Annotated in this window: 18 protein-coding genes, 3 tRNA genes and 1 pseudogene; 3 read left to right on the forward strand and 19 right to left on the reverse strand. The window is 61.8% G+C overall.

The annotated features are described in order from the left end of the window. Positions 1–129: 129 nt before the first annotated feature. The 13 genes and pseudogenes from rpoB to tuf all read right to left on the reverse strand — a co-directional run bounded on the left by rpoB (position 130) and on the right by tuf (position 14,618). A complete protein-coding gene (rpoB, locus tag IHQ72_RS22740) occupies positions 130–4,266 on the reverse strand; it encodes a DNA-directed RNA polymerase subunit beta (protein ID WP_123150793.1) in 4,137 nt (1,378 codons plus the stop codon). Positions 4,267–4,518: 252 nt separating this feature from the next. After that, a complete protein-coding gene (gene rplL, locus IHQ72_RS22745) occupies positions 4,519–4,896 on the reverse strand; it encodes a 50S ribosomal protein L7/L12 (RefSeq protein ID WP_023680442.1) in 378 nt (125 codons plus the stop codon). Between the two features lie 54 nt (positions 4,897–4,950). After that, positions 4,951–5,469, reverse strand: a complete 519-nt coding sequence (gene rplJ, locus IHQ72_RS22750; RefSeq protein WP_065011395.1) for a 50S ribosomal protein L10 — start codon at positions 5,467–5,469, stop codon at positions 4,951–4,953. A gap of 396 nt (positions 5,470–5,865) precedes the next feature. Further along, positions 5,866–6,564 (reverse strand): 50S ribosomal protein L1, encoded by a 699-nt coding sequence (rplA, locus tag IHQ72_RS22755; protein WP_095494992.1) that lies wholly within the window; start codon positions 6,562–6,564, stop codon positions 5,866–5,868. 4 nt (positions 6,565–6,568) lie between these two features. Continuing rightward, on the reverse strand, positions 6,569–6,997 hold the full coding sequence (gene rplK / locus IHQ72_RS22760; RefSeq protein ID WP_029352163.1) for a 50S ribosomal protein L11: 429 nt from the start codon (positions 6,995–6,997) through the stop codon (positions 6,569–6,571). 171 nt (positions 6,998–7,168) lie between these two features. Beyond that, positions 7,169–7,696 (reverse strand): transcription termination/antitermination protein NusG, encoded by a 528-nt coding sequence (nusG, locus tag IHQ72_RS22765; protein ID WP_006333333.1) that lies wholly within the window; start codon positions 7,694–7,696, stop codon positions 7,169–7,171. 27 nt (positions 7,697–7,723) lie between these two features. Next, positions 7,724–7,927, reverse strand: a complete 204-nt coding sequence (gene secE, locus IHQ72_RS22770) for a preprotein translocase subunit SecE (RefSeq protein ID WP_013531408.1) — start codon at positions 7,925–7,927, stop codon at positions 7,724–7,726. A 370-nt stretch (positions 7,928–8,297) separates the two neighbouring features. Continuing rightward, positions 8,298–8,373 (reverse strand) — tRNA-Trp (locus IHQ72_RS22775). A 148-nt stretch (positions 8,374–8,521) separates the two neighbouring features. Next, entirely contained in the window at positions 8,522–8,953 is a 432-nt protein-coding gene (locus tag IHQ72_RS22780; protein WP_309508642.1) for a metal-dependent hydrolase, read from the reverse strand. Between the two features lie 66 nt (positions 8,954–9,019). After that, positions 9,020–9,502 (reverse strand): group II truncated hemoglobin, encoded by a 483-nt coding sequence (locus IHQ72_RS22785; RefSeq protein WP_258117373.1) that lies wholly within the window; start codon positions 9,500–9,502, stop codon positions 9,020–9,022. Between the two features lie 101 nt (positions 9,503–9,603). Beyond that, a complete protein-coding gene (locus tag IHQ72_RS22790) occupies positions 9,604–11,268 on the reverse strand; it encodes a COG3904 family protein (RefSeq protein ID WP_374120270.1) in 1,665 nt (554 codons plus the stop codon). Positions 11,269–11,447: 179 nt separating this feature from the next. Then, positions 11,448–13,097 (reverse strand): annotated as a pseudogene (locus IHQ72_RS37425) (COG3904 family protein); the annotation flags it as partial. 345 nt (positions 13,098–13,442) lie between these two features. Continuing rightward, positions 13,443–14,618: an elongation factor Tu gene (gene tuf, locus IHQ72_RS22800; RefSeq protein WP_258117360.1), complete on the reverse strand. Its 1,176-nt coding sequence runs from the start codon at positions 14,616–14,618 to the stop codon at positions 13,443–13,445. 304 nt (positions 14,619–14,922) lie between these two features. Between tuf and IHQ72_RS22805 the strand changes: the two genes are divergently transcribed. Both IHQ72_RS22805 and IHQ72_RS22810 read left to right on the forward strand, forming a co-directional pair. Then, positions 14,923–15,810, forward strand: coding sequence for a DMT family transporter (locus tag IHQ72_RS22805; RefSeq protein ID WP_258117376.1), 888 nt, complete (start codon positions 14,923–14,925; stop codon positions 15,808–15,810). Positions 15,811–15,876: 66 nt separating this feature from the next. Then, positions 15,877–16,323 carry a GFA family protein gene (locus IHQ72_RS22810; RefSeq protein ID WP_258117377.1) on the forward strand — a complete coding sequence of 149 codons (447 nt, stop codon included), beginning with the start codon at positions 15,877–15,879 and terminating at the stop codon, positions 16,321–16,323. A 116-nt stretch (positions 16,324–16,439) separates the two neighbouring features. On the opposite strand, the gene IHQ72_RS22815 is transcribed toward IHQ72_RS22810, so the two are convergent. Continuing rightward, positions 16,440–16,513, reverse strand: a tRNA-Gly gene (locus IHQ72_RS22815). Between the two features lie 70 nt (positions 16,514–16,583). After that, positions 16,584–16,668: transfer RNA gene (locus IHQ72_RS22820), tRNA-Tyr, on the reverse strand. 199 nt (positions 16,669–16,867) lie between these two features. Here IHQ72_RS22820 and IHQ72_RS22825 point away from each other — a divergent pair. Beyond that, entirely contained in the window at positions 16,868–17,716 is an 849-nt protein-coding gene (locus IHQ72_RS22825; RefSeq protein ID WP_258117378.1) for a TrmH family RNA methyltransferase, read from the forward strand. Positions 17,717–17,835: 119 nt separating this feature from the next. Here IHQ72_RS22825 and IHQ72_RS22830 read toward each other — a convergent pair whose 3' ends face one another. From IHQ72_RS22830 to gcl, 4 genes are all read right to left on the reverse strand, one after another. Continuing rightward, a complete protein-coding gene (locus IHQ72_RS22830) occupies positions 17,836–18,723 on the reverse strand; it encodes a 2-hydroxy-3-oxopropionate reductase (RefSeq protein WP_258117379.1) in 888 nt (295 codons plus the stop codon). A 193-nt stretch (positions 18,724–18,916) separates the two neighbouring features. Beyond that, on the reverse strand, positions 18,917–20,080 hold the full coding sequence (locus IHQ72_RS22835; protein WP_258117380.1) for an IS4 family transposase: 1,164 nt from the start codon (positions 20,078–20,080) through the stop codon (positions 18,917–18,919). Between the two features lie 186 nt (positions 20,081–20,266). Further along, positions 20,267–21,064: a hydroxypyruvate isomerase gene (gene hyi / locus IHQ72_RS22840; protein ID WP_258117381.1), complete on the reverse strand. Its 798-nt coding sequence runs from the start codon at positions 21,062–21,064 to the stop codon at positions 20,267–20,269. Between the two features lie 170 nt (positions 21,065–21,234). Next, positions 21,235–23,016 (reverse strand): glyoxylate carboligase, encoded by a 1,782-nt coding sequence (gcl, locus tag IHQ72_RS22845; protein ID WP_258117383.1) that lies wholly within the window; start codon positions 23,014–23,016, stop codon positions 21,235–21,237. Positions 23,017–23,057: the final 41 nt, after the last annotated feature.

Raw genomic sequence — 23,057 nt, forward strand, 5'->3', positions numbered from 1 at the left:
CCGTTCTCCTTTTCGGGGTCCTCGAAAACCCCTTGCATCTAGCGCGGACCAAACGCCCGCCGACTTGATCGGCCATCGGCCGAAGAATTTGGTGCGTCCGGTCGCGGAAGCCGCGACCGGACGTCGTGCTCACTCGGCCGCGTCGGGCAGCCGAACCGGGTTGTCGTCCAGCTTGGTGTTCTCCAGCTCGACATTGAGGCCCAGAGACCGCATTTCCTTGACGAGAACGTTGAAGCTCTCGGGAATGCCGGCCTCGAACGTGTCGTCGCCTCTGACGATCGCCTCGTAGACCTTGGTGCGGCCGGCGACGTCGTCCGACTTCACCGTCAGCATCTCCTGCAACGTGTAGGCGGCGCCGTACGCTTCGAGCGCCCAGACCTCCATCTCGCCGAAGCGCTGGCCACCGAACTGCGCCTTGCCGCCCAGCGGCTGCTGGGTAACGAGCGAGTACGGCCCGATCGAACGCGCATGGATCTTGTCGTCCACAAGGTGGTGAAGCTTGAGCATATATATGTAGCCCATCGTCACTTTGCGATCGAACGGCTCGCCGGTGCGTCCGTCATAGAGCTGCGACTGACCGCTGGTGTGCAGGCCCGCCTGCTCCAGCATGATGTTGATGTCGGCCTCGTGCGCGCCGTCGAACACCGGTGTCGCGATGGAGACGCCGCGGCGCATCTGCTCACTGAGGCGAACGACGCTCTCGTCGTCATAGTCGCGGATCGGCTCGTTGCGGTCGTTGGCCGGCATGAAGCTCTCGAGCGTCTTGCGCAGCGGCTTGATGTCGCCGCCTGTCTTGTACGCGTCGATCAGCTCGCCGATCTTCCTGCCCATTCCGGCGCAAGCCCAGCCCAGATGCGTCTCCAGGATCTGGCCGACATTCATGCGGCTCGGCACACCCAGCGGGTTGAGCACGATATCGGCATGCGTGCCGTCCTCGAGGAACGGCATGTCCTCGACCGGAACGATCCGCGACACGACACCCTTGTTGCCGTGCCGGCCGGCCATCTTGTCGCCAGGCTGCATCTTGCGCTTCACGGCCACGAAGACCTTGACCATCTTCATGACGCCGGGAGGCATCTCGTCGCCGCGCTGCACCTTCTCGACCTTGTCCATGAAGCGCTGTTCGAGCGCCTTCTTGGAATCGTCGTACTGGCCACGCAAGGCTTCCAGTTCGCTCTGGAGCTTTTCGTTCTCCACAGCAAACTGCCACCACTGCGAACGCGGATACTCGTCGAGCGTGTCCTTCGACAGCTTCGAGCCTTTCTTGAAGCCCTTCGGCCCGGCAATCGCGTCCTTGCCGACGAGTACGTCGGACAGGCGCGAATAGACGTTGCGGTCGAGGATCGCCTGCTCGTCGTCGCGGTCCTTGGCGAGGCGTTCGATCTCCTCGCGCTCGATCGCCATGGCGCGCTCGTCCTTCTCCACACCGTGGCGATTGAAGACGCGCACTTCGACGACGGTGCCGAAGGTTCCGGGCGGCATGCGCATGGAGGTGTCACGCACGTCCGATGCCTTTTCGCCGAAGATGGCGCGCAGAAGCTTTTCTTCCGGCGTCATCGGGCTTTCGCCCTTCGGCGTGATCTTGCCGACCAGGATGTCGCCCGGCTGCACTTCCGCGCCGATATAGACGATGCCGGCCTCGTCGAGGTTCTTCAGCGCTTCTTCCGAGACGTTGGGAATGTCGCGCGTGATCTCCTCCGGCCCGAGCTTGGTGTCGCGCGCCATGACCTCGAACTCCTCGATGTGGATCGAGGTGAAGACGTCGTCGGCGACGATGCGCTCGGACAAGAGGATCGAGTCCTCGTAGTTGTAGCCGTTCCACGGCATGAACGCGACCAGCACGTTGCGGCCGAGCGCCAGATCGCCGAGTTCGGTCGATGGACCGTCGGCGATGATGTCGCCCTTGTTGACCCGGTCACCCATACGCACCAGCGGACGCTGGTTGATGCAGGTGTTCTGGTTCGAACGCTGGAATTTCATCAGCCGGTAGATGTCGACGCCCGACTTGCCGGGATCGAGATCTTCCGTAGCGCGGATGACGATACGCGTCGCGTCCACCTGGTCGACGATGCCGCCGCGGCGGGCACCGATGGCGGCGCCCGAGTCACGGGCGACGATCGGCTCCATGCCGGTGCCGACGAACGGCGCTTCGGCGCGCACCAGCGGCACGGCCTGACGCTGCATGTTCGAGCCCATCAGCGCGCGGTTGGCGTCGTCGTTCTCGAGGAACGGGATCAGGGCCGCGGCCACCGACACCATCTGCTTCGGCGACACGTCCATCAGATCGACGTTTTCGCGCGGCGCCATCATCACTTCGCCGGCATTGCGGCAAATGACGAATTCGTCGACGAAACCACCATTCTTGTCGAGCTCGGCATTGGCCTGCGCGACGTGGTGCTTGGCCTCTTCCATCGCCGACAGATAGACGACCTCATTGGTCAGCTTGCCATTGACGATCTTGCGGTACGGGCTCTCGATGAAGCCGTACTTGTTGACGCGCGCGAAGGTGGCCAGCGAGTTGATCAGACCGATGTTCGGGCCTTCCGGCGTCTCGATCGGGCAGATGCGGCCGTAATGCGTCGGGTGCACGTCGCGCACCTCGAAACCGGCGCGCTCGCGGGTCAGACCACCGGGTCCAAGCGCCGAGAGACGGCGCTTGTGGGTGATCTCCGACAGCGGGTTGGTCTGGTCCATGAACTGCGACAGCTGCGAGGAACCGAAGAACTCGCGCACGGCGGCAGCCGCCGGCTTGGCGTTGATCAGGTCCTGCGGCATCACCGTGTCGATCTCGATCGAAGACATGCGTTCCTTGATCGCGCGCTCCATGCGCAAGAGGCCGACGCGGTACTGGTTCTCCATCAGCTCGCCGACCGAGCGCACGCGGCGATTGCCGAGATTGTCGATGTCGTCGATCTCGCCCTTGCCGTCGCGCAGTTCGACCAGCGTCTTGACCACGGCCAGGATGTCGTCCTTGCGCAACACGCGCACGGTATCCTCGGCCTTGAGCTCGAGGCGCATGTTCATCTTGACGCGGCCGACGGCCGACAGATCATAGCGCTCGCTGTCGAAGAACAGCGAGTTGAACATGGCTTCGGCGGTTTCGAGCGTCGGCGGCTCACCGGGGCGCATGACGCGGTAGATGTCGAACAGCGCGTCCTGGCGGCTCTCGTTCTTGTCGACGTTGAGCGTGTTGCGGATATAGGCGCCGACATTGACGTGATCGATGTCGAGAACCTTGATCTCATCATCGCCGGCGCTGAGAAGCACCTTCAGCGTCTTTTCGTCGATCTCGTCGCCGGCTTCGAGGAAAATCTCGCCGGTCGCATAGTTGACGATATCCTCGGCAAGGTAGTTGCCGAGCAGATCCTCGTCGGTCGCCTTGATCGCCTTGAGACCCTTTTCGCCGAGCTGACGGGCCTGGCGGGCAGTGATCTTCTTGCCGGCTTCGACGACGACCTCATTGGTGTCTGCATCGACCAGGTCACCAACCGCCTTGAGGCCGCGGAAACGCTCGACGTTGAACGGGATGCGCCAATGGTCGCCGGCGCGCTTGTAGGTGATCTTGTTGTAGAAGGTCGACAGGATCTCCTCGCCGTCCATGCCGAGCGCCATCAGCAGCGACGACACCGGAATCTTGCGGCGGCGGTCGATGCGGGCGTGCACAACGTCCTTCGAGTCGAACTCGATGTCGAGCCACGAGCCGCGATAGGGGATGACCCGCGCGGCAAACAGCAGCTTGCCGGACGAGTGCGACTTGCCCTTGTCATGGTCGAAGAAGACGCCCGGCGAACGGTGCATCTGCGAGACGATGACACGCTCGGTGCCATTGACGATGAAGGTGCCGTTCAAGGTCATGAGCGGCATGTCGCCCATGTAGACGTCCTGCTCCTTGATGTCCTTGATCGACTTGGCGCCGGTATCCTCGTCGATATCGAACACGATGAGGCGCAGCGTCACCTTGAGTGGCGCGGCATAGGTCAGGTCGCGCTGACGGCATTCGTCAACATCGAATTTCGGTGCTTCGAACTCGTACTTCACGAATTCCAGCATCGAGGAGCCGGAAAAGTCGGAAATCGGGAACACCGATTTGAAAACCGCCTGCAGTCCCTCGTCAGGACGCCCGCCCTTGGGCTCCTCGACCATCAGGAACTGGTCATAGGATGCCTTCTGAACCTCGATCAGGTTCGGCATCTCCGCAACTTCCGGAATCTTTCCGAAGAATTTGCGTACGCGTCTGCGGCCATTGAAAGTTTGTGTCTGGGCCATCGTCGCTCCTTAGCTCGATTCTCGGGGCGAGCCTCGCCGCGGCTCGCCTTGCATTCTCGGCCACCTCGGCGGCGGCCTTTATTTGTTCACCCGCCACCTGTCGGTGGCCGGCCAAAACGGGAGAAAACCCGTTTCCTGAAGGCCGGTTCACGGCCCTCAGGAAAGAGGTTTTCGTACTCTTCGCGTTACGCAGCCTCCCTTCGCGCCAAGGGAGTGGCGGACGGCGCGAAGCCGCCCGCCGATATCAAACGCTTACTTCAGTTCGACCTTGGCGCCGGCTGCTTCCAGCTGGGCCTTGAACTTGTCCGCGTCGGCCTTGGAAACAGCTTCCTTGACCGGCTTCGGAGCCGCCTCGACCAGATCCTTGGCTTCCTTGAGGCCAAGACCGGTGATGGCGCGAACTTCCTTGATGACGTTGATCTTCTGAGCGCCCGCCTCGGTGAGGACGACGTCGAATTCCGTCTTTTCCTCGACCGGAGCAGCAGCAGCCGCGGCACCGCCAGCGGCGGCAACCGCCACCGGAGCAGCAGCGGAAACGCCCCACTTTTCTTCCAGAAGCTTCGACAGCTCGGCCGCCTCGAGGACGGTCAGCTTCGAAAGGTCGTCTACGATCTTTGCCAGATCAGCCATTGCAATATTCCTTCATAGGGTTCGAACGTGTGTTTGTGATAGCGAGGAACGGCCTCATGCCGCCTCGTCCTTCCGGGCGTAAGCGCCGATGACACGCGCGACCGAAGCCGCAGGCGCATTGACGATCTGGGCGATCCGGGTTGCCGGCGTGGCGATCATGCCAACCAGCCTGCCGCGCAGCTCATCGAGCGACGGAAGTGTGGCGAGTGCCTTCACACCGTCGGCGTTGAGCGAGGTGGTGCCCATTGCGCCGCCGAGAATGACGAGCTTGTCATTTCCCTTGGCGAAATCGGACGCGACCTTCGGCGCCGCAATCGGATCCTCCGAATAGGCGATCAGCGTCTGTCCCTTGAACAGGTCGATGATCGATGCGGAGTCCGTGCCCTGAAGAGCGATTTTGGCGAGACGGTTCTTCGCGACTTTGACGGTGCCACCGGCGACACGCATTTTCGACCGAAGGTCGTTCATTTGCGCGACGGTGATACCGGCGTAGTGGGCCACGACGACTGAACCAGCGCCCGAAAACGCTTCATTCAGGCCCGTGACGAGTTCGCGTTTTTCCGCTCTGTCCACTGCCTATCTCCAGTTGACCCCTGCCCCATTACGAGAACAGGCGTCGGGTTGCCTTTTTGCCGGTCGGGCCATCCAGTAACGGATCTCCCGAACGACGCTCGAGGATCCTGCCCCCTTTCGCCACACCAGCCGGCAAGCCGAATGGTGCGCAGACAAAAGGCAAACACGGTTCGAACCTTTCATTGGAGCAGTCGCTCCGTTGTCCGGTCTTCACCCGTCTCATGCAGGCCCACATGAATTAAGGCCCCCCTTGAACTAAGGCTTGGGGCCGCCCGCAATCTCGGACAGGATGTCCGGAAGCCTTCCGACTTCCGGTACCGGGCCGCCAAGATAAGTCGGAGGCCCGGAATTCTGTTTGCGGATCAGCCCTTTAGCGGCCGATCCAAATAGTTCGTATCAGGACGCCGCCAGCGTCGAGACGTCGAGCTTGAGGCCCGGGCCCATCGTCGAGGTGACCGACACCTTCTTGACGTAGTTGCCCTTGGCACCAGCCGGCTTGGCCCTGTTCACCGCGTCGGCGAAGGCGCGGACATTCTCCTCCAGCGCCTTGACGTCGAACGAGATCTTGCCGACGCCGCCATGAACGATGCCGGCCTTCTCGACGCGGAACTCGACCGCGCCGCCCTTCGATGCCTTGACGGCGGCGGTAACGTCGGTGGTGACAGTGCCGACCTTCGGGTTCGGCATCATGCCGCGCGGGCCGAGCACCTTACCCAGACGGCCGACCAGCGGCATCATATCCGGCGTGGCGATGCAGCGATCGAAGTCGATCGTGCCCTTCTGGACGATGTCGACCAGATCCTCGGCGCCAACGATATCGGCGCCGGCCGCCTTGGCTTCCTCGGCCTTGTCGCCACGCGCGAAAACGGCGACGCGGACGGTACGGCCGGTGCCGTTCGGCAGATTGACCACGCCACGGACCATCTGGTCGGCATGGCGCGGGTCGACACCCAGGTTCATCGCGATTTCAACGGTCTCGTCGAACTTCACCGAGGACCGGTCCTTGAGCAGCTTCAGCGCATCACCCAAGGCATAGGCCTTGTTGGGATCGATGCCTTCGCGGGTCTTCGATACACGCTTTGCAATCTTTGCCATGATCTCAGCCCACCACTTCCAGACCCATCGAGCGGGCGGAGCCCTCGACCATGCGCATGGCCCCCTCGATATCGGTCGCGTTCAGATCCTTCATCTTCTGCTCGGCGATGGCGCGCACCTTGTCGCGGCCAATCGTGCCGGCCTTGACCTTCCCCGGTTCCTTCGAGCCCGACTTCAGGTTCGCGGCCTTCTTCAGGAAGTAGCTCACCGGTGGCGTCTTCATGACGAAGGTGAACGACTTGTCCTGGTAGTAGGTGATGACGACCGGAATCGGCGATCCCTTTTCCATTTCCTGGGTCTGCGCGTTGAACGCCTTGCAGAACTCCATGATGTTGATGCCGCGCTGACCAAGCGCCGGTCCGATCGGGGGCGACGGCGTCGCCGAGCCCGCGGAAACCTGGAGCTTGAGCTGGCCTGCAATTTTCTTAGCCATCTCTTTCCTGCCTTTATCTCATGCCGGCCCCACTATCTGGGCAACACCGGCGGTTGCAGTCTGGTGGTGCGGTTCCTGCGGCCGGCTAAAGCCGCATTCGCCTCCCACCCGTTTGGCCGCGATTTCCACGCCGCCTCTCCTCACCGCCGCATGGGCGACAAGGATTTCGGATCAGCCTTTTTCGACCTGTCCGAATTCGAGATCGACCGGCACGGCGCGCCCGAAGATCGAAACTTCCACCTTGAGCCGCGCCCGCTCCTCGTCCACTTCCTGGACGAAACCGTTGAACGACGCGAACGGACCGTCCGAGACGCGGATCGCCTCGCCGATCTCGAAAGTGACCGACGGCTTCGGCCGCTCGACGCCTTCCTGCACCTGGTTCAGGATGCGCTGGGCCTCGGCCTCGGTGATCGGCACCGGCTTCGAGTCACCCAGGAAGCCGGTGACCTTCGGCGTGTTCTTCACGAGCGAGAACACCGCGTCGGTCAGGTTGGCCTTCAGGAGCACGTAGCCCGGGAAGAACTTGCGCTCGGCATCGACCTTGCGGCCGCGGCGTATCTCGACGACCTTCTCGGTCGGCACCACGATCTGCTCGATGTCAGCGGACAGGCCCTTCTGCTTGGCCTTGTTCTCGATGTCCTCGGCGACCTTTTTTTCAAAGTTCGAATAGGCGTGGACGATGTACCACCGCGCAGTCATCTCAAGACTTCTCCGTAATCGCCGGACTTAGCGTCCAATGCCCAGAATCTGCTCGACCGCGAGGCCCATGAGCTGATCGGCAGTAAAGAAAAAGATCATCGCGATCACAGCGAACGCCAGAACCATCACCGTCGAGATCATCGTTTCGCGCCGCGACGGCCAAGTCACCTTGGCGGTCTCCGCGCGAACCTGCTGGAGAAAGACGAAAGGATTTGTGGTTTTCGAAGCCATGTGCCGCCTGTCTGCGAGACCCGTTGACCGGATCTCCTGGATGATCCCGCTGGCCGGGATGTGCCGCCTGAGCCTGTGTTCGCGCCGAATCAGCGCAATCATTTCGCCCATGCAAATCGGACGCGTAAAGCCGGATTCCCAGCTCCACGCGTCGCGTGTCTGTTTCGTCTACATAAAACCGATTCTTGATCCACGCAAGTGGCAAGTGTCCGCTTTATGACAAACGCCGCATCGGAACCATCCAGTCGTCCCGTCCCGGCTATGGCGCTCTTATGCCTCAAAACAGCCTATATGGCAAGCCACCGTGCGATTTTCAAAAGGCCGATGCGTGGAAGATCAGACATTTTCATGAATTGGCCATTTCGAAAAATGGCACGGGCAGCAGGGCTCGAACCTACGACCTGCGGTTTTGGAGACCGCCGCTCTACCAACTGAGCTATGCCCGTATCGCGCGCTGCTATTTCATAAAGCGGACAAGAACTCAAGTCGAGTTTTTAGGCGTGGCCGCGACGAACTGCGATCGTCGAAATCCGAGGGCCAGCGCCCAGGCGCATATGAGAAGTTCGAGAGCAAAAGTCCAATTCAGCATGAAGCTCATGACCCAATTGCGTACATGGCCGGAACCGTGACGAGTTCGAGCGCATGCCCGTCGAACGGCATTAGCCACATTATAGGCGAGGCCACGCTGTCCAGGATCATATGCATCATTGCGGCGGCAAAGAAGGCGCCGACTGGGGCCAGATATCGCTGACCACGCCATTTCGCGACCGACAATGCCACAAGGCCGGTCGCTGCCCAGAAGAGCGGCCAATGCGTGATGTAAGCGTGGTGATGGGTCTGGCGGCCATCGACAAAATGGAAGTAGAGCATGTCGATATCCGGGAAGACGCTGCCTAGCATAGCCGCCGCCATGATCCCCGATCTGCCGGGCCAACGGTTTCGCGCGAAAGTACCGAGTATGTAGCCAGCCGGAAGATGAGCGATCAGCATCGCCAAACCTTGTTCACTACCGAGTTGGTCGAACATCGCGGCATATTGTGGCGCATTCAGGAAGGATTACCCCGCTTCGCCCCATGCGGGCTAGGGAGAGGGCTATTTCGCGCTCGGCGGCTTGTACGGTCCGCCGGGCACGCCCCAGCCCCAGGCCGGCATCGGTTCCGTCTCCGGGTCGCAGGTCTCGCCAAGGTTGGAGTTCATCTTAGCCAGCCGCGACCCCCACTCGACATAGGCCATGAAAGCCGAGCGGAATTCCGGATCGTCCGGCAGCCCGACTTCATCGGCGGCGTTGGCAAGCAGATTGATCCAGCGGCGGCGCTGTTCCTCGCTCAGATGCTTGCCGAGATGGTGCATCACCATCTCGCGGTGGCCGCCATGCTCTTCGCTGTAGGTCTTCGGTCCGCCAAAGACCTCGCCGATGAAGGCCGCGACATGGGCAGGATGGTCCGGCGACATGTTTTTGAACACCGGGCCGACGATCGGATCCTGAAACACCTTGCCGTAGAAGGTTTGGGTCAGGCGGTTGAGCGCTTCGGTGCCGCCGGCCCATTCGAACAATGTCGGGACGTCCTCGTTCATCACCGATCCTCGATTGCAACTGACAGCGACGGTAGCGGAACGATCGTGCGGAGCTCAACCTGCCTCGATGGCCAGTTTGGGCCGGCTGCGGTGTCTGCACCTTACAACTTGACCGACGCGTCGGCCTGAACCTCGGACGTCGACACCACGCGGCAATTCTCCGGCATTGGCTCCGATTTGCAGATGGTCGGACCGGTAAATTCATCGACCGATTCAAGCCCGGTCGTCAGCCCGACTTTCAACATCATGTCGGGTTCGAGCTGCCGATGGCGCGAGGCCGGCACCGACAGCATCGCCACCAGCAGACCGGGTCCGACCGACATGTCTTTGAGATAGGTTTTGACCCGCTGCTCCAACCCCATCGAATGCACGGTCAACTGCGCGCGAGGACCGACAAGGCGCCTGACACCGCCGGCAAGCATGATCGGACAGGCCGCGCCACATTCGCCGCTCGCATCGATCGTGAGCCCGACATAGACGCCATCTTCGGCGGTGCAATCCGCCTTGTCCGGCTCGCATCCAATGAAGTCCGTCCGCGCAACCGCCACGTCGAGCTTGCGTTCTCGAATCAGCCTTCCGGCGGCCAGAGCACCGAGCACGTCACCTCCCGGCGAGTTGATCACCACGGGCAGTCGCCGATCACCGATAGTGTCCAGCAGTTGGCGCAGCCGTTCCGGCGTTTGAGCGCTAATCATGCCTTCAGCGGAGATCCATTCGGGACAGTTGGGATCGCAGAGAAAACTTCTGCCGCGAACCAGAACGAAGCGCATATCGCCAACATCGGCCCGCTGCACGGTTTCGGGTTCGACCGACGCGGGAGCGGGCTTGGCGTACGCCACCACGTCGCCGGCCGGTGCCGGTATTTCTCTACAGTTCGCGGCCACCGGATCGGTGTTGCACAGGGTTGCCGCGGTCAGCAGGTCGACGGCATCCAGGCTGGTAACCAGCTTCGTCTGCAGCATGTCATAGGGAGCCAGCTGCTGGATGCTGCTGGCCGGCGTGTTCTTCATCGTCTCGAGCACGGCCTGGCCGACGCCCATTTCGTTCAGATAGGCCGCCAGTCTTTTCTCCACCGACTTGCTCATCTCGTAGGTCTTGTAGCTGCCGGCGTTCTTGCGGCCGACGACCTTCTTGCTGAGGATCTTCTTCTTGCCTCTCACCACGCGATAGGTGGTCCGGTACTGCAATTTCGTCCGGATATAGGTCGTGGTGATCTGATGGACGCCGAGATAGGCCCATTGACCGACGACGCGCCTGATGCCGCCGGCAAACATCAGCGGACAAGCGGAATTGCAAATCGCGCCGTCGGCATAGGCATTGCCGAAATAGCGAGCACCCTTGCCGTCTTTTTCCTTGCACACCTTGGCGTCGGGCTGGCAACCGGTGAACCCGGTTTTGCCGACCGCAATATCGAGCTTGTTCTTGCGGATCAGCCGGCCAAGCGACAGCGCGGCTTCGACGTTGCCGCCGGGAGAATCCACGACAACAGGCAGTTTTCGGCCGCCGAGTGCCTTGAGCGTGCGTTTGAACAGGGCCGGCGTGCCGGCTTCTATCGAGCCTTCAGCCGATATCCATTCCGGGCAAGTGGGCTCGCAACCAGGCGCATTGCTGCGGACGACGACGAACCGCATCGTCGGACCAAGATCCGGCGTGGATTTTTTGGTGTTCGCCGCAAAGGCAGCGTGTCCCATGACAAGGAACGACGCCAGGCAGATCACCCCAAGCATCCACCATGTCTGGCCATTCAGACGGTGCCATGGAACCATTCGGGCAAGCCCCCCGCAATGCAAGCTATACTAGTTCAGCTTTGAAGGCTTGCAACAGGGTTTTGCGACGCCGCAGGCGCCGGCTGTACCCAAAAAAGCAAGATGGGCGGCTCGAAGACCGCCCCTTCGCATCGGATATCGGCCGGCAACGCCGGCGCCGATTATTGGCCGGCGCGAAGCTACAGCTTCGGGGGCGCCGCGGCCTCGGCGTTGGCTGACGGCGTGACCCTGCAATTGTCGGGCTTCGGCAGCGACTTGCAGATGGTGGCGCCGGTCAGTTCGTCCACCGATTGAGGACCCGTCGTCAGCCCAAGCTTCAGCATCATGTCAGGTTCGAGTTGGTGCTCGACCGGAATGCGCTGAAGCGCCATGAACAGATCAGGGTTGATTGCCATCTCGTCAAGGTAAGCCTTGATCAGCTGGTTTTGGCCCATCAGGCCTAGGCTGAGCCGCGCCCATGAACCGACAAGCCGCCTGACGCCGCCTGCCAGCATCAGCGCTCAGGCCGAATCGCAGTCGCCTTTCGCATCGCTGGTCACTCCGGCATACGCACCGTCTTTGGCCAGGCAACTCCACTCTCTCGGGTCGGCGACGTCGAGCTTCCTCTCATGGATAATCCTTCCCGCCGCCAAAGCGCCAAATAAGTCGCCACCTCGCGAGCTAACCACTATAGGCAGCAGCCGGCTGCCGAGCGTGGTGAGGAACTGGCCCAGCTTCTGCGGGGTCTGGCTCGTGATTACGCCTTGGGCCGATATCCATTCCGGGCAGTCGGGATTGCAGGACGAATTGCTGCCCCGAACCACGACGAAGCTCATCTCGGGTGCCTCGTTCCCCGGCGCCGCCCCGAGCGGCAGAGCCCACATCCATTCCGGGCAGTGGGCCAGCAAATCGGATCGCTGCCGCGAACGAGTATGAAGCCCTTATCCAGGCGCCTCGTTCCCTGGCGCTGCCTCGACCGGCTGAGTAGGTGCCTCCTTGGCCGGCTGAGAAAGTGGGACTTGAGCCGGTTGAGAATGTCCGGCCTTCGCCTCGATCGCTGCCGCCTTCTTGGCATTCGCAGGGATCTCCCTGCAGTTCGCCGGCGCAGGACTCCGCCGGCATATGCCCGCCTGCGTAAATATGTCGAGAGAGTCCGTGCTGGTGACCAGCTTCATCGTCAGCATTTCGTGGAGGGCCATCTGCCGGATGTCACTGGCGGGCGTGGCCTTCATTCTGTCCAGCACGCCCCGCCCGACACCCATCTCCCTGAGATAAGCCGAGAGCCTCCTCTCAAGCGCCTTGCTCATCTCATAGGTCTTGTATCCGACATTGTCTTGAGTGACGGTTTCTGTGGTGATCTTATATTTTTTGCCCCGCACAACTCGATAGGTGGTTCGATATTGCCGTGTTGTGCGGAAATGAGTCGTAGTGATCTGATGGACGCCTAGATGGGCCCAACCGCCGACCACGCGTCCGACGCCTCCGGCAAACATCAGCGGACATGCGGAGTTGCACATGGCACCCCCGTCAGACGCAATGCCGAAATATGCGGCGCCCTTGCCGTCATTGGCCCGGCAATCCTTCATCCCGGGCCAACAATCGGAAAACTTGGTTATACCGACGGCGATATCGAGCTTGTTTTTGCGGATTATTCGACCAAGCTGGAGCGCAGCATCGACATTGCCGCCCGGGGAATTAACGATGATCGGCAGTTTGCGGCGGCCGAGCGTCTTCAATATGCGCTTGAGTTGCGCTGGCGTGCCCGCTTCGATGGCGCCTTCAGCCGATATCCATTCCGGGCAGCTGGGCTCACAGCCCGGCGCGCTGCTGCGAACGACGGCGAACCGCATCGGCGAAATATCATCGGACCAGATCTGCGGCTCGGTCCACGTCGTCAGATCGGACCATTTCGGGAAGACATCCTCGGCTTTCGCCGCAAAGGCAGCCATCACCATTGCGACCACCGGCGCCAGGCGAACCAGCCCGCGCCACCACCTGGCCCTACTGTCTGAACGGCATCCCGGAACCACGCTTGGCAAAAGCCCCCTTGATGCAACCTATAATAGTTGCGGCGGTGGTGCTTGCAATAGCTTTGAAACGACCGCGCAAGATTGTTCTGCGTGGAGCCAGTAAACGAAGAAAGGGCGGCCCGAAGACCGCCCTTCCCTGTCGATCCCGACAAATGCCGGCGTCGATTACTCTTTGATGGTGACGACGATGCCGGCACCGACGGTGCGGCCGCCTTCACGGATGGCGAAGCGCAGCTTCTCTTCCATGGCGATCGGCACGATCAGCTCGACATCGACGGTGATGTTGTCGCCCGGCATCACCATCTCGGTGCCTTCCGGCAGTGACACGATGCCGGTCACGTCGGTCGTGCGGAAATAGAACTGCGGACGGTAGTTGGTGAAGAACGGCGTGTGACGGCCACCCTCGTCCTTGGTCAGGATGTAGGCTTCGGCGACGAACTTCTTGTGCGGCTTGACCGTGCCGGGCTTGGCCAGAACCTGGCCGCGCTCGACACCTTCGCGGTCGACACCGCGCAGCAGCGCGCCGATGTTGTCGCCGGCCTGGCCCTGGTCGAGCAGCTTGCGGAACATCTCGACGCCCGTGCAGGTCGTCTTGGTGGTCGGACGGATGCCGACGATCTCGAGCTCCTCGCCGACCTTGACCACGCCGCGCTCGACGCGGCCGGTCACCACCGTGCCACGGCCCGAGATCGAGAACACGTCCTCGATCGGCATCAGGAACGGCTTGTCCAGCGGACGAACCGGCGTCGGGATGTAGTCGTCGACCGCAGCCATCAATTCGCGGATCGAATCCTCGCCGATCTTCTTGTCGGAGTCTTCAAGCGCGGCAAGCGCCGAACCCTTGACGATCGGAATGTCGTCGCCGGGGAACTCGTTCTTGGTCAGCAGCTCGCGCACCTCGAGCTCGACCAGCTCGAGCAGCTCGGCGTCGTCGACCTGGTCGACCTTGTTCAAAAACACCACGATCGACGGCACGCCGACCTGACGGGCCAGCAGGATGTGCTCGCGGGTCTGCGGCATCGGGCCGTCGGCGGCCGACACGACCAGGATCGCGCCGTCCATCTGCGCGGCACCGGTGATCATGTTCTTCACATAGTCGGCGTGGCCGGGGCAGTCGACATGGGCGTAGTGGCGGGCGGCCGTCTCGTATTCGACATGCGCCGTCGAGATGGTGATGCCGCGCGCCTTCTCTTCGGGCGCCGCATCGATCTGGTCGTAGCGCTTGTATTCGCCAAAATACTTGGTGATCGCCGCCGTCAGCGACGTCTTGCCATGATCGACGTGGCCAATCGTGCCGATGTTCACATGAGGCTTTGTACGCTCGAATTTACCTTTTGCCATAGTCTCTTTCCTTGGACGGCCTGGACCTTCAGTTCAGTCGAATGCGGGGCGATTAGCGACTGCGGCCGAAAAACACAAGTGCCTTGTGGCCGGGGCTTCTCACCCGGTCTGAACCCATGATCCGGTTTTCGGGGATGTGGCGCGGATATAGGAACGAACAAGAAGGAATGGAATGGCCGAAGATAGGTTCCGCGGGTACCGGCATTCAGCGGGTGGACATCGCCGCTCCCGCCTGTCCGCTTGCCGGATTTACAGCCGGATCTGGCCCATTGCCGGTGTGACGCCGGTCTGATTTCCTGATCCGATGCATTTCATTCCGATCGCCATCCGCGGCCCGCTGTTCATGATCCTCTCGACCGGGTCCTATGTCGCCAACGACACCATGTTGAAGCTCGCCACTGTGGGGCTGCCGCCCTATGAAGTGCTGTTTCTGCGCGGGATCGCGGCAACTCTTTGGGGCATCCCGTTGCTACTTGCACTGGGCTACGCCAAGCAGATCCCGCTGATCCTCGAGCGGAGAGTGTTGCAAAGAAACCTGCTCGAGCTGGCGGCAATTCTTTGCTACGTGGTGGCGCTCGCCAACATGCAAATCGCCGATTCGACCGCCCTGGGGCAGATCACTCCCCTGCTCATGCTGATTGGCTCCTCTGTCCTGTTCGGCGAACGCATCGGCGGGCTGCGCATGGCGCTGATCGGGCTCGGCTTCATCGGCGCGGTGATGGTGGCGCAGCCGACCATGCAGGGAATCTCGGTCTACGCCTTGCTGGCGCTCGGCAATGCGGCATTCGCCGCCGCGCGCGATCTCGCCGGGCGGCGGGTCGCCGCCGATGTGCCTGGCATGATCGTCGCAATTTCCGCGGTGGTGGTGGTGCTAGTCGGCTCAGGCGTCGCGCATCTGATGTCCGAGCGTTGGGTGATGCCGGAGACGCATCATTTGCTGCTTATGGCTGGGGCCGGATTGTTCCTGATCTTCGGCCACTTCTTCATCTTCATGGCCTATCGCGTCGGGCCGACCGGGGTGGTGGCGCCCTTCTACTACTGCTTCACCGTCTGGGCGGTCGTTTCGGGGCTGGTGGTGTTCCAGCAATTGCCGAACGCGCTGGCGATCAGCGGCATCCTGCTGGTGGTGGCCAGCGGGCTGACCATCGTGTCGCTCGACGAGCGTAGGCGCCGACTGACCGTCGTCGCATAATTTGGGGAGTGGTGACCAAAACAACGGTTACACCACAAATTTCAACTTGGCCGCTGCCCGCAAAAAATGGAGAAACCTGTGACAAGCCAGGAGAATGCCGGCAACCGCATGCTTGCCGGAAAATGCCTGTGCGGCGCCGTGCAATACGCGGTGGCCGACGAGTTCATCTACGCCGCCAACTGCCACTGCTCGAACTGCCGGCGCACCACCGGTTCGGCCTTCAAGCCGTTTGCCGGCATCGAGCGTGAGAGACTGAGCCTGACCAAGGGCGAGGACAACCTCCTGATCTTTGGCGAGGAGACCGGCCATGACACGCGCTGCAAGACCTGCGGCTCATTGCTCTATTCGGTCGTCCGCGACGGTGCTTTCGTGCACGTCGCCATGGGGACCCTCGTCGACGAGCCGACCATCCGCGCGACGCAGCACATCTTTGTCGGCTCCAAAGCGAAGTGGTTCACGATCGCCGACGACCTGCCTCAATATGAAGAGCATGTCGCCGGAGGTGCCGACTGAAGACCTGGCGATGTGGATGACGGCATTGACGCTCAGGCACTACAGAACCGCCACAGACCAGTGACACAGCGCATTTTCAAGGAAGTTATTTTCGATAATGACTTCAACAGCATGCTTGGAGCGGGTAGCGGGAATCGAACCCGCATATTCAGCTTGGAAGGCTGCTGCTCTACCACTGAGCTATACCCGCGCCTCTCGCCCGAAAACCGCCATGCACTTTTCGGTCCGATGCATTGCGTTCAGGGCTTCCGGGCCGGCAGTGGTGGAGAGGGTTGGATTTGAACCAACGTAGGCATAGCCAACGGATTTACAGTCCGTCCCCTTTAACCACTCGGGCACCTCTCCAGTCTGCCGCCGGAGCCATGCAACGAGGCATCGACGCGTCGCGACCGCGTGAGCAGCCCTTCGCGAAGCGCCTTATGGCGGCAGCGCCCAAAACTGTCAACCGCAACATCCCGGCAAAACGCGCTGAATTTCTTGACGACCCGCCGAGCAGGGTATCCGGCTGTATCCATAGACAGACGACACGGCTATAGAACCGGCCATGAGCAACGATAACAAGCCCAAGACCCCGAAAGACACCCACTACGCCAAGCTGCGGCGTGCGCATCGCGACGAGAAAAGCGGCGGCGCGCCGGCGTTCAGGCCGCGCCAGCCGTTGCCGCCAGGAGAGACCGCCGCAGACGGCCTGGTGCGGCTTTACGGCCTGCACACGGTGCGGGCGGCACTCGACAATCCGCGCCGGCGGATCAAGAAGATGCTGGTGACGCGCAACGCCGCCGAGCGGCTGGCGATCGCCGACCTCGCCGCCCTGCCCTTTGAGACAGAGATGGTCGAACCGAAAGACATCGACAAGGTCACCGGCTCCGATGCCGTGCATCAGGGCGTGCTGATCGAAGCCGAGCCACTGAAGCCGAAGCGCCTCGATGCGCTCGGCGATACAACGTTGGTGCTGGTCCTCGACCAGGTTACCGACCCTCACAATGTCGGCGCGATCCTGCGCTCGGCGGTCGCCTTCGGCGCCGGCGCGCTGATCACCACGGCGCGCCACAGCCCGCATGAATCCGGCGTGCTGGCGAAATCGGCCTCCGGCGCGCTGGAGCATATCGACCAGATCGAGGTGAAGAACCTCGCCGACGCGGTCGGCCAGCTGCACGAGGCCGGTTTCCAGACCATCGGCCTCGATTCCGACGGACCGGCGGAACTCGAGAAGAGTTTTTCGGGAGAAAAGATCGCATTGGTGCTGGGCGCCGAGGGCAAGGGCCTCCGCCAGAAGACCCGCGAGACGGTGACGACGCTCGCCCGGCTCGACATGCCCGGCGCCATCCGCTCGCTGAACGTGTCGAACGCCGCGGCGGTGAGCCTTTATGCAGCGAGGAAATTTTTGGGGTAAGGGAGTAGGGGAGTAGGGGAGTAGGGGAGTAGGGGAGTAGGGGAGTAGGGACGTGCAAGTTTGCCGCATGCCGTGAATAGACATTTCCTACTGCCCTACTGCCCTATTCCCCTATTCCCCTATTCCCCTAACCCATGTCCCGCCATTCGCTCCAGCGCCCTGACCAGCGCCGAGTGATCCTCCTTGGCGCCGTCATTGGCCGCGCAGGAGTTGAACAATTGCTGCGTCGTCGAGGTGTTGGGCAGCGAAACGCCAAGCGCTTTTGCCCCTTCAAGCGCCAGGTTGAGATCCTTCTGGTGCAGTTCGATGCGAAAGCCCGGCGCGAAGCTGCGTTTGATCATGCGCTCGCCATGCACTTCGAGGATGCGCGAGGCCGCCAGCCCGCCCATCAGCGCTTGTCGCACCTTGGCCGGATCGGCGCCGGCTTTCGATGCGAAAACAAGGGCTTCGGCGACCGCTTCAATGGTCAACGCAACGACGATCTGGTTGGCGACCTTGGTGGTCTGGCCGACACCGTTGGGGCCAACCAGCGTGATGTTCTTTCCCATCTTCTCGAACACCGGCCTGGCGCGCTCGAAGGCCTTTTCCTCGCCGCCGACCATGATGGTCAGCGACGCGGCCTTGGCGCCGACCTCGCCGCCCGATACCGGCGCATCGAGATAGTCGCAGCCGAGGTCGTTGACCTTCTTGGCAAAAGCCTTGGTCTCGATCGGCGAGATCGAGCTCATGTCGATGACCAGCTTGCCCTCGGTCAGGCCAGACGCGACACCGTTGTCGCCGAAGAGTACATCGGCCACCTCAGGCGTGTCGGGAACCATGGTGATGATGATGTCGGCGGCACGTGCCACGGCGTGATGGCCGGAGACGGTCTTCAGACCCTTGGCGACGAGATCGGCCGGCGGTTTCGAGCGGTGGTCGCTGGCGACAACGGTGTAGCCCGCATCGAGCAGATGCCCCGCCATCGGCGCGCCCATGATGCCGAGGCCTATGAAACCGATGGTGTCCATTGATTATCTCCCTGGTATTTTCTTTGTTAAGGCCGCGTTCCTTCGCGCCCCCCTCTGGCCTGCCGGCCATCTCCCCCACGGGTGGGGAGATCGGCAGTTTCGGCGCCGGCTTGTAACTTTCTCGACCTCGGAAGTTAGCGAAAGCGGCGGTGACATCCAATCTCCCCACTTGTGCAGGGCTGTCCGGGGAAAGTTATTCATATATGAAGGCCATCTGATTGGGAGAGGCTCGGTCTTTTGGTCGGCTTTGATTGACCGGTGGCGGCTTGTGGATGGTGTGCATTTTCCGCCGCCCGAACAAGTATTGAGCGACCAGTTCTGTGAACCTCAAGATTGGAATAGGGACGCGGCGGGTGCGCGCGACAATGCGCAGCAGCGCATAGGCGATCATTGCGGCAAAGAGTTGCAGGCGAATGGCATTGCCGTTGTTGCCGAGGAACTTGCGGATCTTGAGGTGCTGCTTGATCCATCGGAACAGAAGCTCGATTTGCCAGCGGCCTTTGTAGAGCCGTCCAATCTCGATGGCGGAGCGCTCCAGATCGTTGGTCAAAAGCGTGATGGTGTCGCCCTCTTCGCGCTGAACGCGCAGGCGACGCAGGCGCATCGGCAGCTTGCAAACGCCCTTGCTGACCAGGCTTACCTCACTGTCTTCCACAACCAGGAAGCCGTCGCCCTGCGGCTCGGCTATAGGGCGATCGCACACCAGCGCCAGCCCCATGTTGGCCTTGGGCCGCGTCACGAAGATCGATCCGGCTTCGGCGATCGCCGTCCACCAGCCATAATGGCAGTAGCCCTTGTCGAACACGTAGGTCGCTCCAGCTTCGATCGTGATCTGGCGGCCGACCTGGGCGTCGTTGACGTTGGCGTCGGTGATGTCGAGGACGCGCGGACAGTCGGCCTTCGGGTCATAGACGACATGCACCTTCATGCCGCGGATGCGCCCGTTCGACTTGGCCCAATCGCACAGTTTGCCGAGCGGAATGGGGGTCGAGTCGATCAGCCGCAGCATTTCTGTGCCCTCGCGCCGCGTCTGCCGGTCAAGCAGACCCGCCACCAGACCGAACGCCTCGGCAAAGATGGCGACCGGACGCCGTCTGTTGGCGTCCGACAAGGTCGAACGCATCAAGGGACCGCTGCCCAGGTGATAATGATGCTGGCTGTTGGCGTTCCAGCCGGCTTCCAGGCCACGCAAGCCGCTGCTGCCGCAGAACTGGGCATAGATCAGCGCCACCAGATGATCCCAGCTTCTGAACGATTTGTCGTACGCATCCCCGTCGTGGCGATCCACAATTGCTTGGAATTGACGCCGATCGATGGGTTCAAGAAGCTGCCCGAAGATGCTAGGTGCAAAGCGCATGCCCCGTTCCTTTTCTGAGTCTCGACAACCAGAGAGAAGACGGACAAAACCCGTTTTACGGGGCATGCACATGTGGCATTTCGATTCACTCAAAACTTTCCCCGGACAGCCCTGCCACTTGTGGGGGAGATGGCCGGCAGGCCAGAGGGGGGCGCCAAGGAACTCGACTTCAATAATCCTTGACCCCTACGCCGCCGCACTGCCCTGCCCGGCAAACTCCCGGAACCATCCCAGTCCGGCTTCCGTCCCGCCCTTCGGCTTGTACTCCGCCCCGATCCAACCGGTATAGCCGATGCGGTCGATGTGGTTGTACAGAAAAGGAAAATTGATCTCGCCCGTCCCCGGCTCATGACGGCCGGGATTGTCCGCAAGCTGGATATGCGCGATGCGGTCGAGGTTTGCCTCGATGGTGCGGGCGAGATCCCCCTCCATGATCTGCATGTGATAGATGTCGTATTGCAGGAACAGGTTCTTCGAGCCGACGCGGTCGATGAGCGCCAGGGCCTGGTCCGAATAGTTCAGGAAGAAGCCCGGAATATCGCGCGTGTTGATCGGCTCGATCAACAGCCTGATGCCGGCCTGCGCCAGCTTCTCCGCTGCGAAAGCCAGGTTTTCGGCGAAGACATCTTCCAGCACTGAACGCTCGACGCCTCGCGGCGCGATGCCTGCGAGGCAGTTGACCTGTTCGCAACCCAGCGCATGCGCGTAGGTGATCGCCTTGGCGACGCCTTGCCGGAACTCGGGAACACGATCCGGCAACACCGCAATGCCGCGCTCGCCCTTGCCCCAGTCTCCGGCCGGCAGGTTGAACAGCACCTGCGCCAGGCCATTCTTCTTCAGCCTCGCCGCAACCACCTCCGGCGCATGGTCATAAGGCCCGATATATTCGACACCCTTGAAACCGGCGCGGGCGGCGGCATCGAAGCGGTCGAGGAAATCGTGCTCGCCAAAGAGCATCGAGAGATTGGCTGAAAAACGCGGCATCTTTTTTCTCCTTGTTTTCGCCCGGCCCAAGCTGTGGTGAGATTCAGGTCAGGCCGAGCAGAAAATGGTGGGTTCCAAGAAGCGGAGCGGAGCGTACTTTTGGTACGTGAGCACCGGAAGCGCAGGAAACCGCCGTTTGCAGGCCGGCATCACCTGAATATCAACACAGCTTAATCCAGCATGACGATCGCCGTGGGGGCGTCTTCATGGTGTTCGGCAAGCTCCTCGAATTCGGTGATCTTGTCGATTTCGGTGCCCATCGAAATGTTGGTGACGCGCTCTAAGATGAATTCAAGCACGACGGGAACCTGGTGCTCCTTCATCAGGCGCTGCGCCTGCTTGAACGCGCCGGCGAATTCCTCCGGCCTGCGCACCCGGATCGCCTTGCAGCCCATGGCCTCGGCAACAGCAACGTGGTCGACGCCATAGCCAGCCTCGGGACCGTCTTTTCGGTTGACGTTCTCGAAGGCGAGGCTGACCTCGAAATCCATCGAAAAGCCGCGCTGCGCCTGGCGGATCAGGCCGAGATAGGCATTGTTCACCACGACATGGATATAGGGCAATTTGTGCTGCGCGCCGGCCGCCAGTTCCTCGATCATGAACTGGAAATCATAGTCGCCAGACAGCGCCACGATATTGCGCTGCGGGTCGGCGGCGCGAACGCCAAGCGCTGCCGGCAGCGTCCAGCCGAGCGGGCCGGCCTGGCCGCAATTGATCCAGTTGCGCGGCTTGTAGACATGCAGGAACTGCGCGCCGGCGATCTGCGAAAGGCCGATCGTGGTGACATAGGTGGTGTCGCGGCCGAATGCCTTGTTCATCTCCTCGTAGACGCGCTGCGGCTTCAGCGGCACCTGGTCGAAATGCGTCTTGCGCTTCATCGTCTTCTTGCGGCCCTGGCATTCCCTGGCCCAGCCCGACCAGTCGCGCAGTTTCCGCGCCGTCTTCCATTCGGTGGCGACGTCGAGCAGCATTTTCAGTGCCGCACCGGCATCCGAGACGACACCGAGATCCGGCGCGAAGACCCGGCCGATCTGGGTCGGCTCGATGTCGACATGGATGAATTTTTTGCCCCTCGTGTAGACGTCGACTGAGCCGGTATGGCGGTTGGCCCAGCGGTTGCCGATGCCGAAGACGAAGTCGGCTTCGAGCATCGTCGCATTGCCGTAGAGATGCGACGTCTGCAGCCCGCACATGCCGGCCATCAGCCGATGGTCGTCGGGGATCGCGCCCCAGCCCATCAGCGTCGGAATGACGGGTACGCCGGTGACTTCGGCGAACTCGATCAGCAGATCCGAGGCATCGGCATTGATGATGCCGCCGCCGGCGACGATGACAGGTTTTTCGGCCGCGTTGAGCATTTTCAGCGCCTTCTCGGCCTGGCCCCGCGACATTGCCGGCTTGAACGGCACCAGCGGCTCATAGGCATCGATATCGAACTCGATCTCGGCCAGTTGCACGTCGACCGGCAGATCGACGAGGACCGGCCCCGGCCGCGACGAGCGCATCAGGTGGAACGCCTTCTGCAGCGCCATCGGCACGAGGTAGGGTTCCATGACGGTGACCGCCCATTTGGCGACGGGTGCGGCAATGGCGGCGATGTCGACGGCCTGGAAATCCTCCTTGTTGAGACGCGCCCGCGGCGCCTGGCCGGTGATGCAGAGGATCGGGATGGAATCGGCCGCGGCCGAATAGAGACCGGTGATCATGTCGGTGCCGGCCGGGCCCGAAGTGCCGATGCACAGGCCAATATTGCCTGACTTGGCGCGGGTATACCCTTCGGCCATGTGCGAGGCCGCCTCGACATGGCGCGCGAGGATGTGACGGATCGTACCCCTCGCCTTTACCGCCGAATAGAACGGGTTGATCGCCGCACCCGGCACGCCGAAGGCGCAGGAAATGCCTTCCTTTTCGAGAACGAGAACCGCTGCGTCAACCGCGCGCATCCTGGCCATGTCAGCCTCCATGGAATTGTTGCTGGCCGAGAATGCCAGTG

It is taken from the genome of Mesorhizobium onobrychidis (assembly GCF_024707545.1).
In the GTDB taxonomy this organism is placed as follows: Bacteria; Pseudomonadota; Alphaproteobacteria; order Rhizobiales; family Rhizobiaceae; genus Mesorhizobium; species Mesorhizobium onobrychidis.

What these genes read in the sequence shown, in the direction of transcription:
- rpoB (WP_123150793.1), bottom strand. Translation starts at nt 4,266, where the DNA reads ATGGCCCAGACACAAACTTTCAATGGCCGCAGACGCGTACGCAAATTC.
- rplL (WP_023680442.1), bottom strand. Translation starts at nt 4,896, where the DNA reads ATGGCTGATCTGGCAAAGATCGTAGACGACCTTTCGAAGCTGACCGTC.
- rplA (WP_095494992.1), bottom strand. Translation starts at nt 6,564, where the DNA reads ATGGCAAAGATTGCAAAGCGTGTATCGAAGACCCGCGAAGGCATCGAT.
- rplK (WP_029352163.1), bottom strand. Translation starts at nt 6,997, where the DNA reads ATGGCTAAGAAAATTGCAGGCCAGCTCAAGCTCCAGGTTTCCGCGGGC.
- nusG (WP_006333333.1), bottom strand. Translation starts at nt 7,696, where the DNA reads ATGACTGCGCGGTGGTACATCGTCCACGCCTATTCGAACTTTGAAAAA.
- secE (WP_013531408.1), bottom strand. Translation starts at nt 7,927, where the DNA reads ATGGCTTCGAAAACCACAAATCCTTTCGTCTTTCTCCAGCAGGTTCGC.
- IHQ72_RS22780 (WP_309508642.1), bottom strand. Translation starts at nt 8,953, where the DNA reads ATGTTCGACCAACTCGGTAGTGAACAAGGTTTGGCGATGCTGATCGCT.
- IHQ72_RS22785 (WP_258117373.1), bottom strand. Translation starts at nt 9,502, where the DNA reads ATGAACGAGGACGTCCCGACATTGTTCGAATGGGCCGGCGGCACCGAA.
- IHQ72_RS22790 (WP_374120270.1), bottom strand. Translation starts at nt 11,268, where the DNA reads ATGGTTCCATGGCACCGTCTGAATGGCCAGACATGGTGGATGCTTGGG.
- tuf (WP_258117360.1), bottom strand. Translation starts at nt 14,618, where the DNA reads ATGGCAAAAGGTAAATTCGAGCGTACAAAGCCTCATGTGAACATCGGC.
- IHQ72_RS22805 (WP_258117376.1), top strand. Translation starts at nt 14,923, where the DNA reads ATGCATTTCATTCCGATCGCCATCCGCGGCCCGCTGTTCATGATCCTC.
- IHQ72_RS22810 (WP_258117377.1), top strand. Translation starts at nt 15,877, where the DNA reads ATGGAGAAACCTGTGACAAGCCAGGAGAATGCCGGCAACCGCATGCTT.
- IHQ72_RS22825 (WP_258117378.1), top strand. Translation starts at nt 16,868, where the DNA reads ATGAGCAACGATAACAAGCCCAAGACCCCGAAAGACACCCACTACGCC.
- IHQ72_RS22830 (WP_258117379.1), bottom strand. Translation starts at nt 18,723, where the DNA reads ATGGACACCATCGGTTTCATAGGCCTCGGCATCATGGGCGCGCCGATG.
- IHQ72_RS22835 (WP_258117380.1), bottom strand. Translation starts at nt 20,080, where the DNA reads ATGCGCTTTGCACCTAGCATCTTCGGGCAGCTTCTTGAACCCATCGAT.
- hyi (WP_258117381.1), bottom strand. Translation starts at nt 21,064, where the DNA reads ATGCCGCGTTTTTCAGCCAATCTCTCGATGCTCTTTGGCGAGCACGAT.
- gcl (WP_258117383.1), bottom strand. Translation starts at nt 23,016, where the DNA reads ATGGCCAGGATGCGCGCGGTTGACGCAGCGGTTCTCGTTCTCGAAAAG.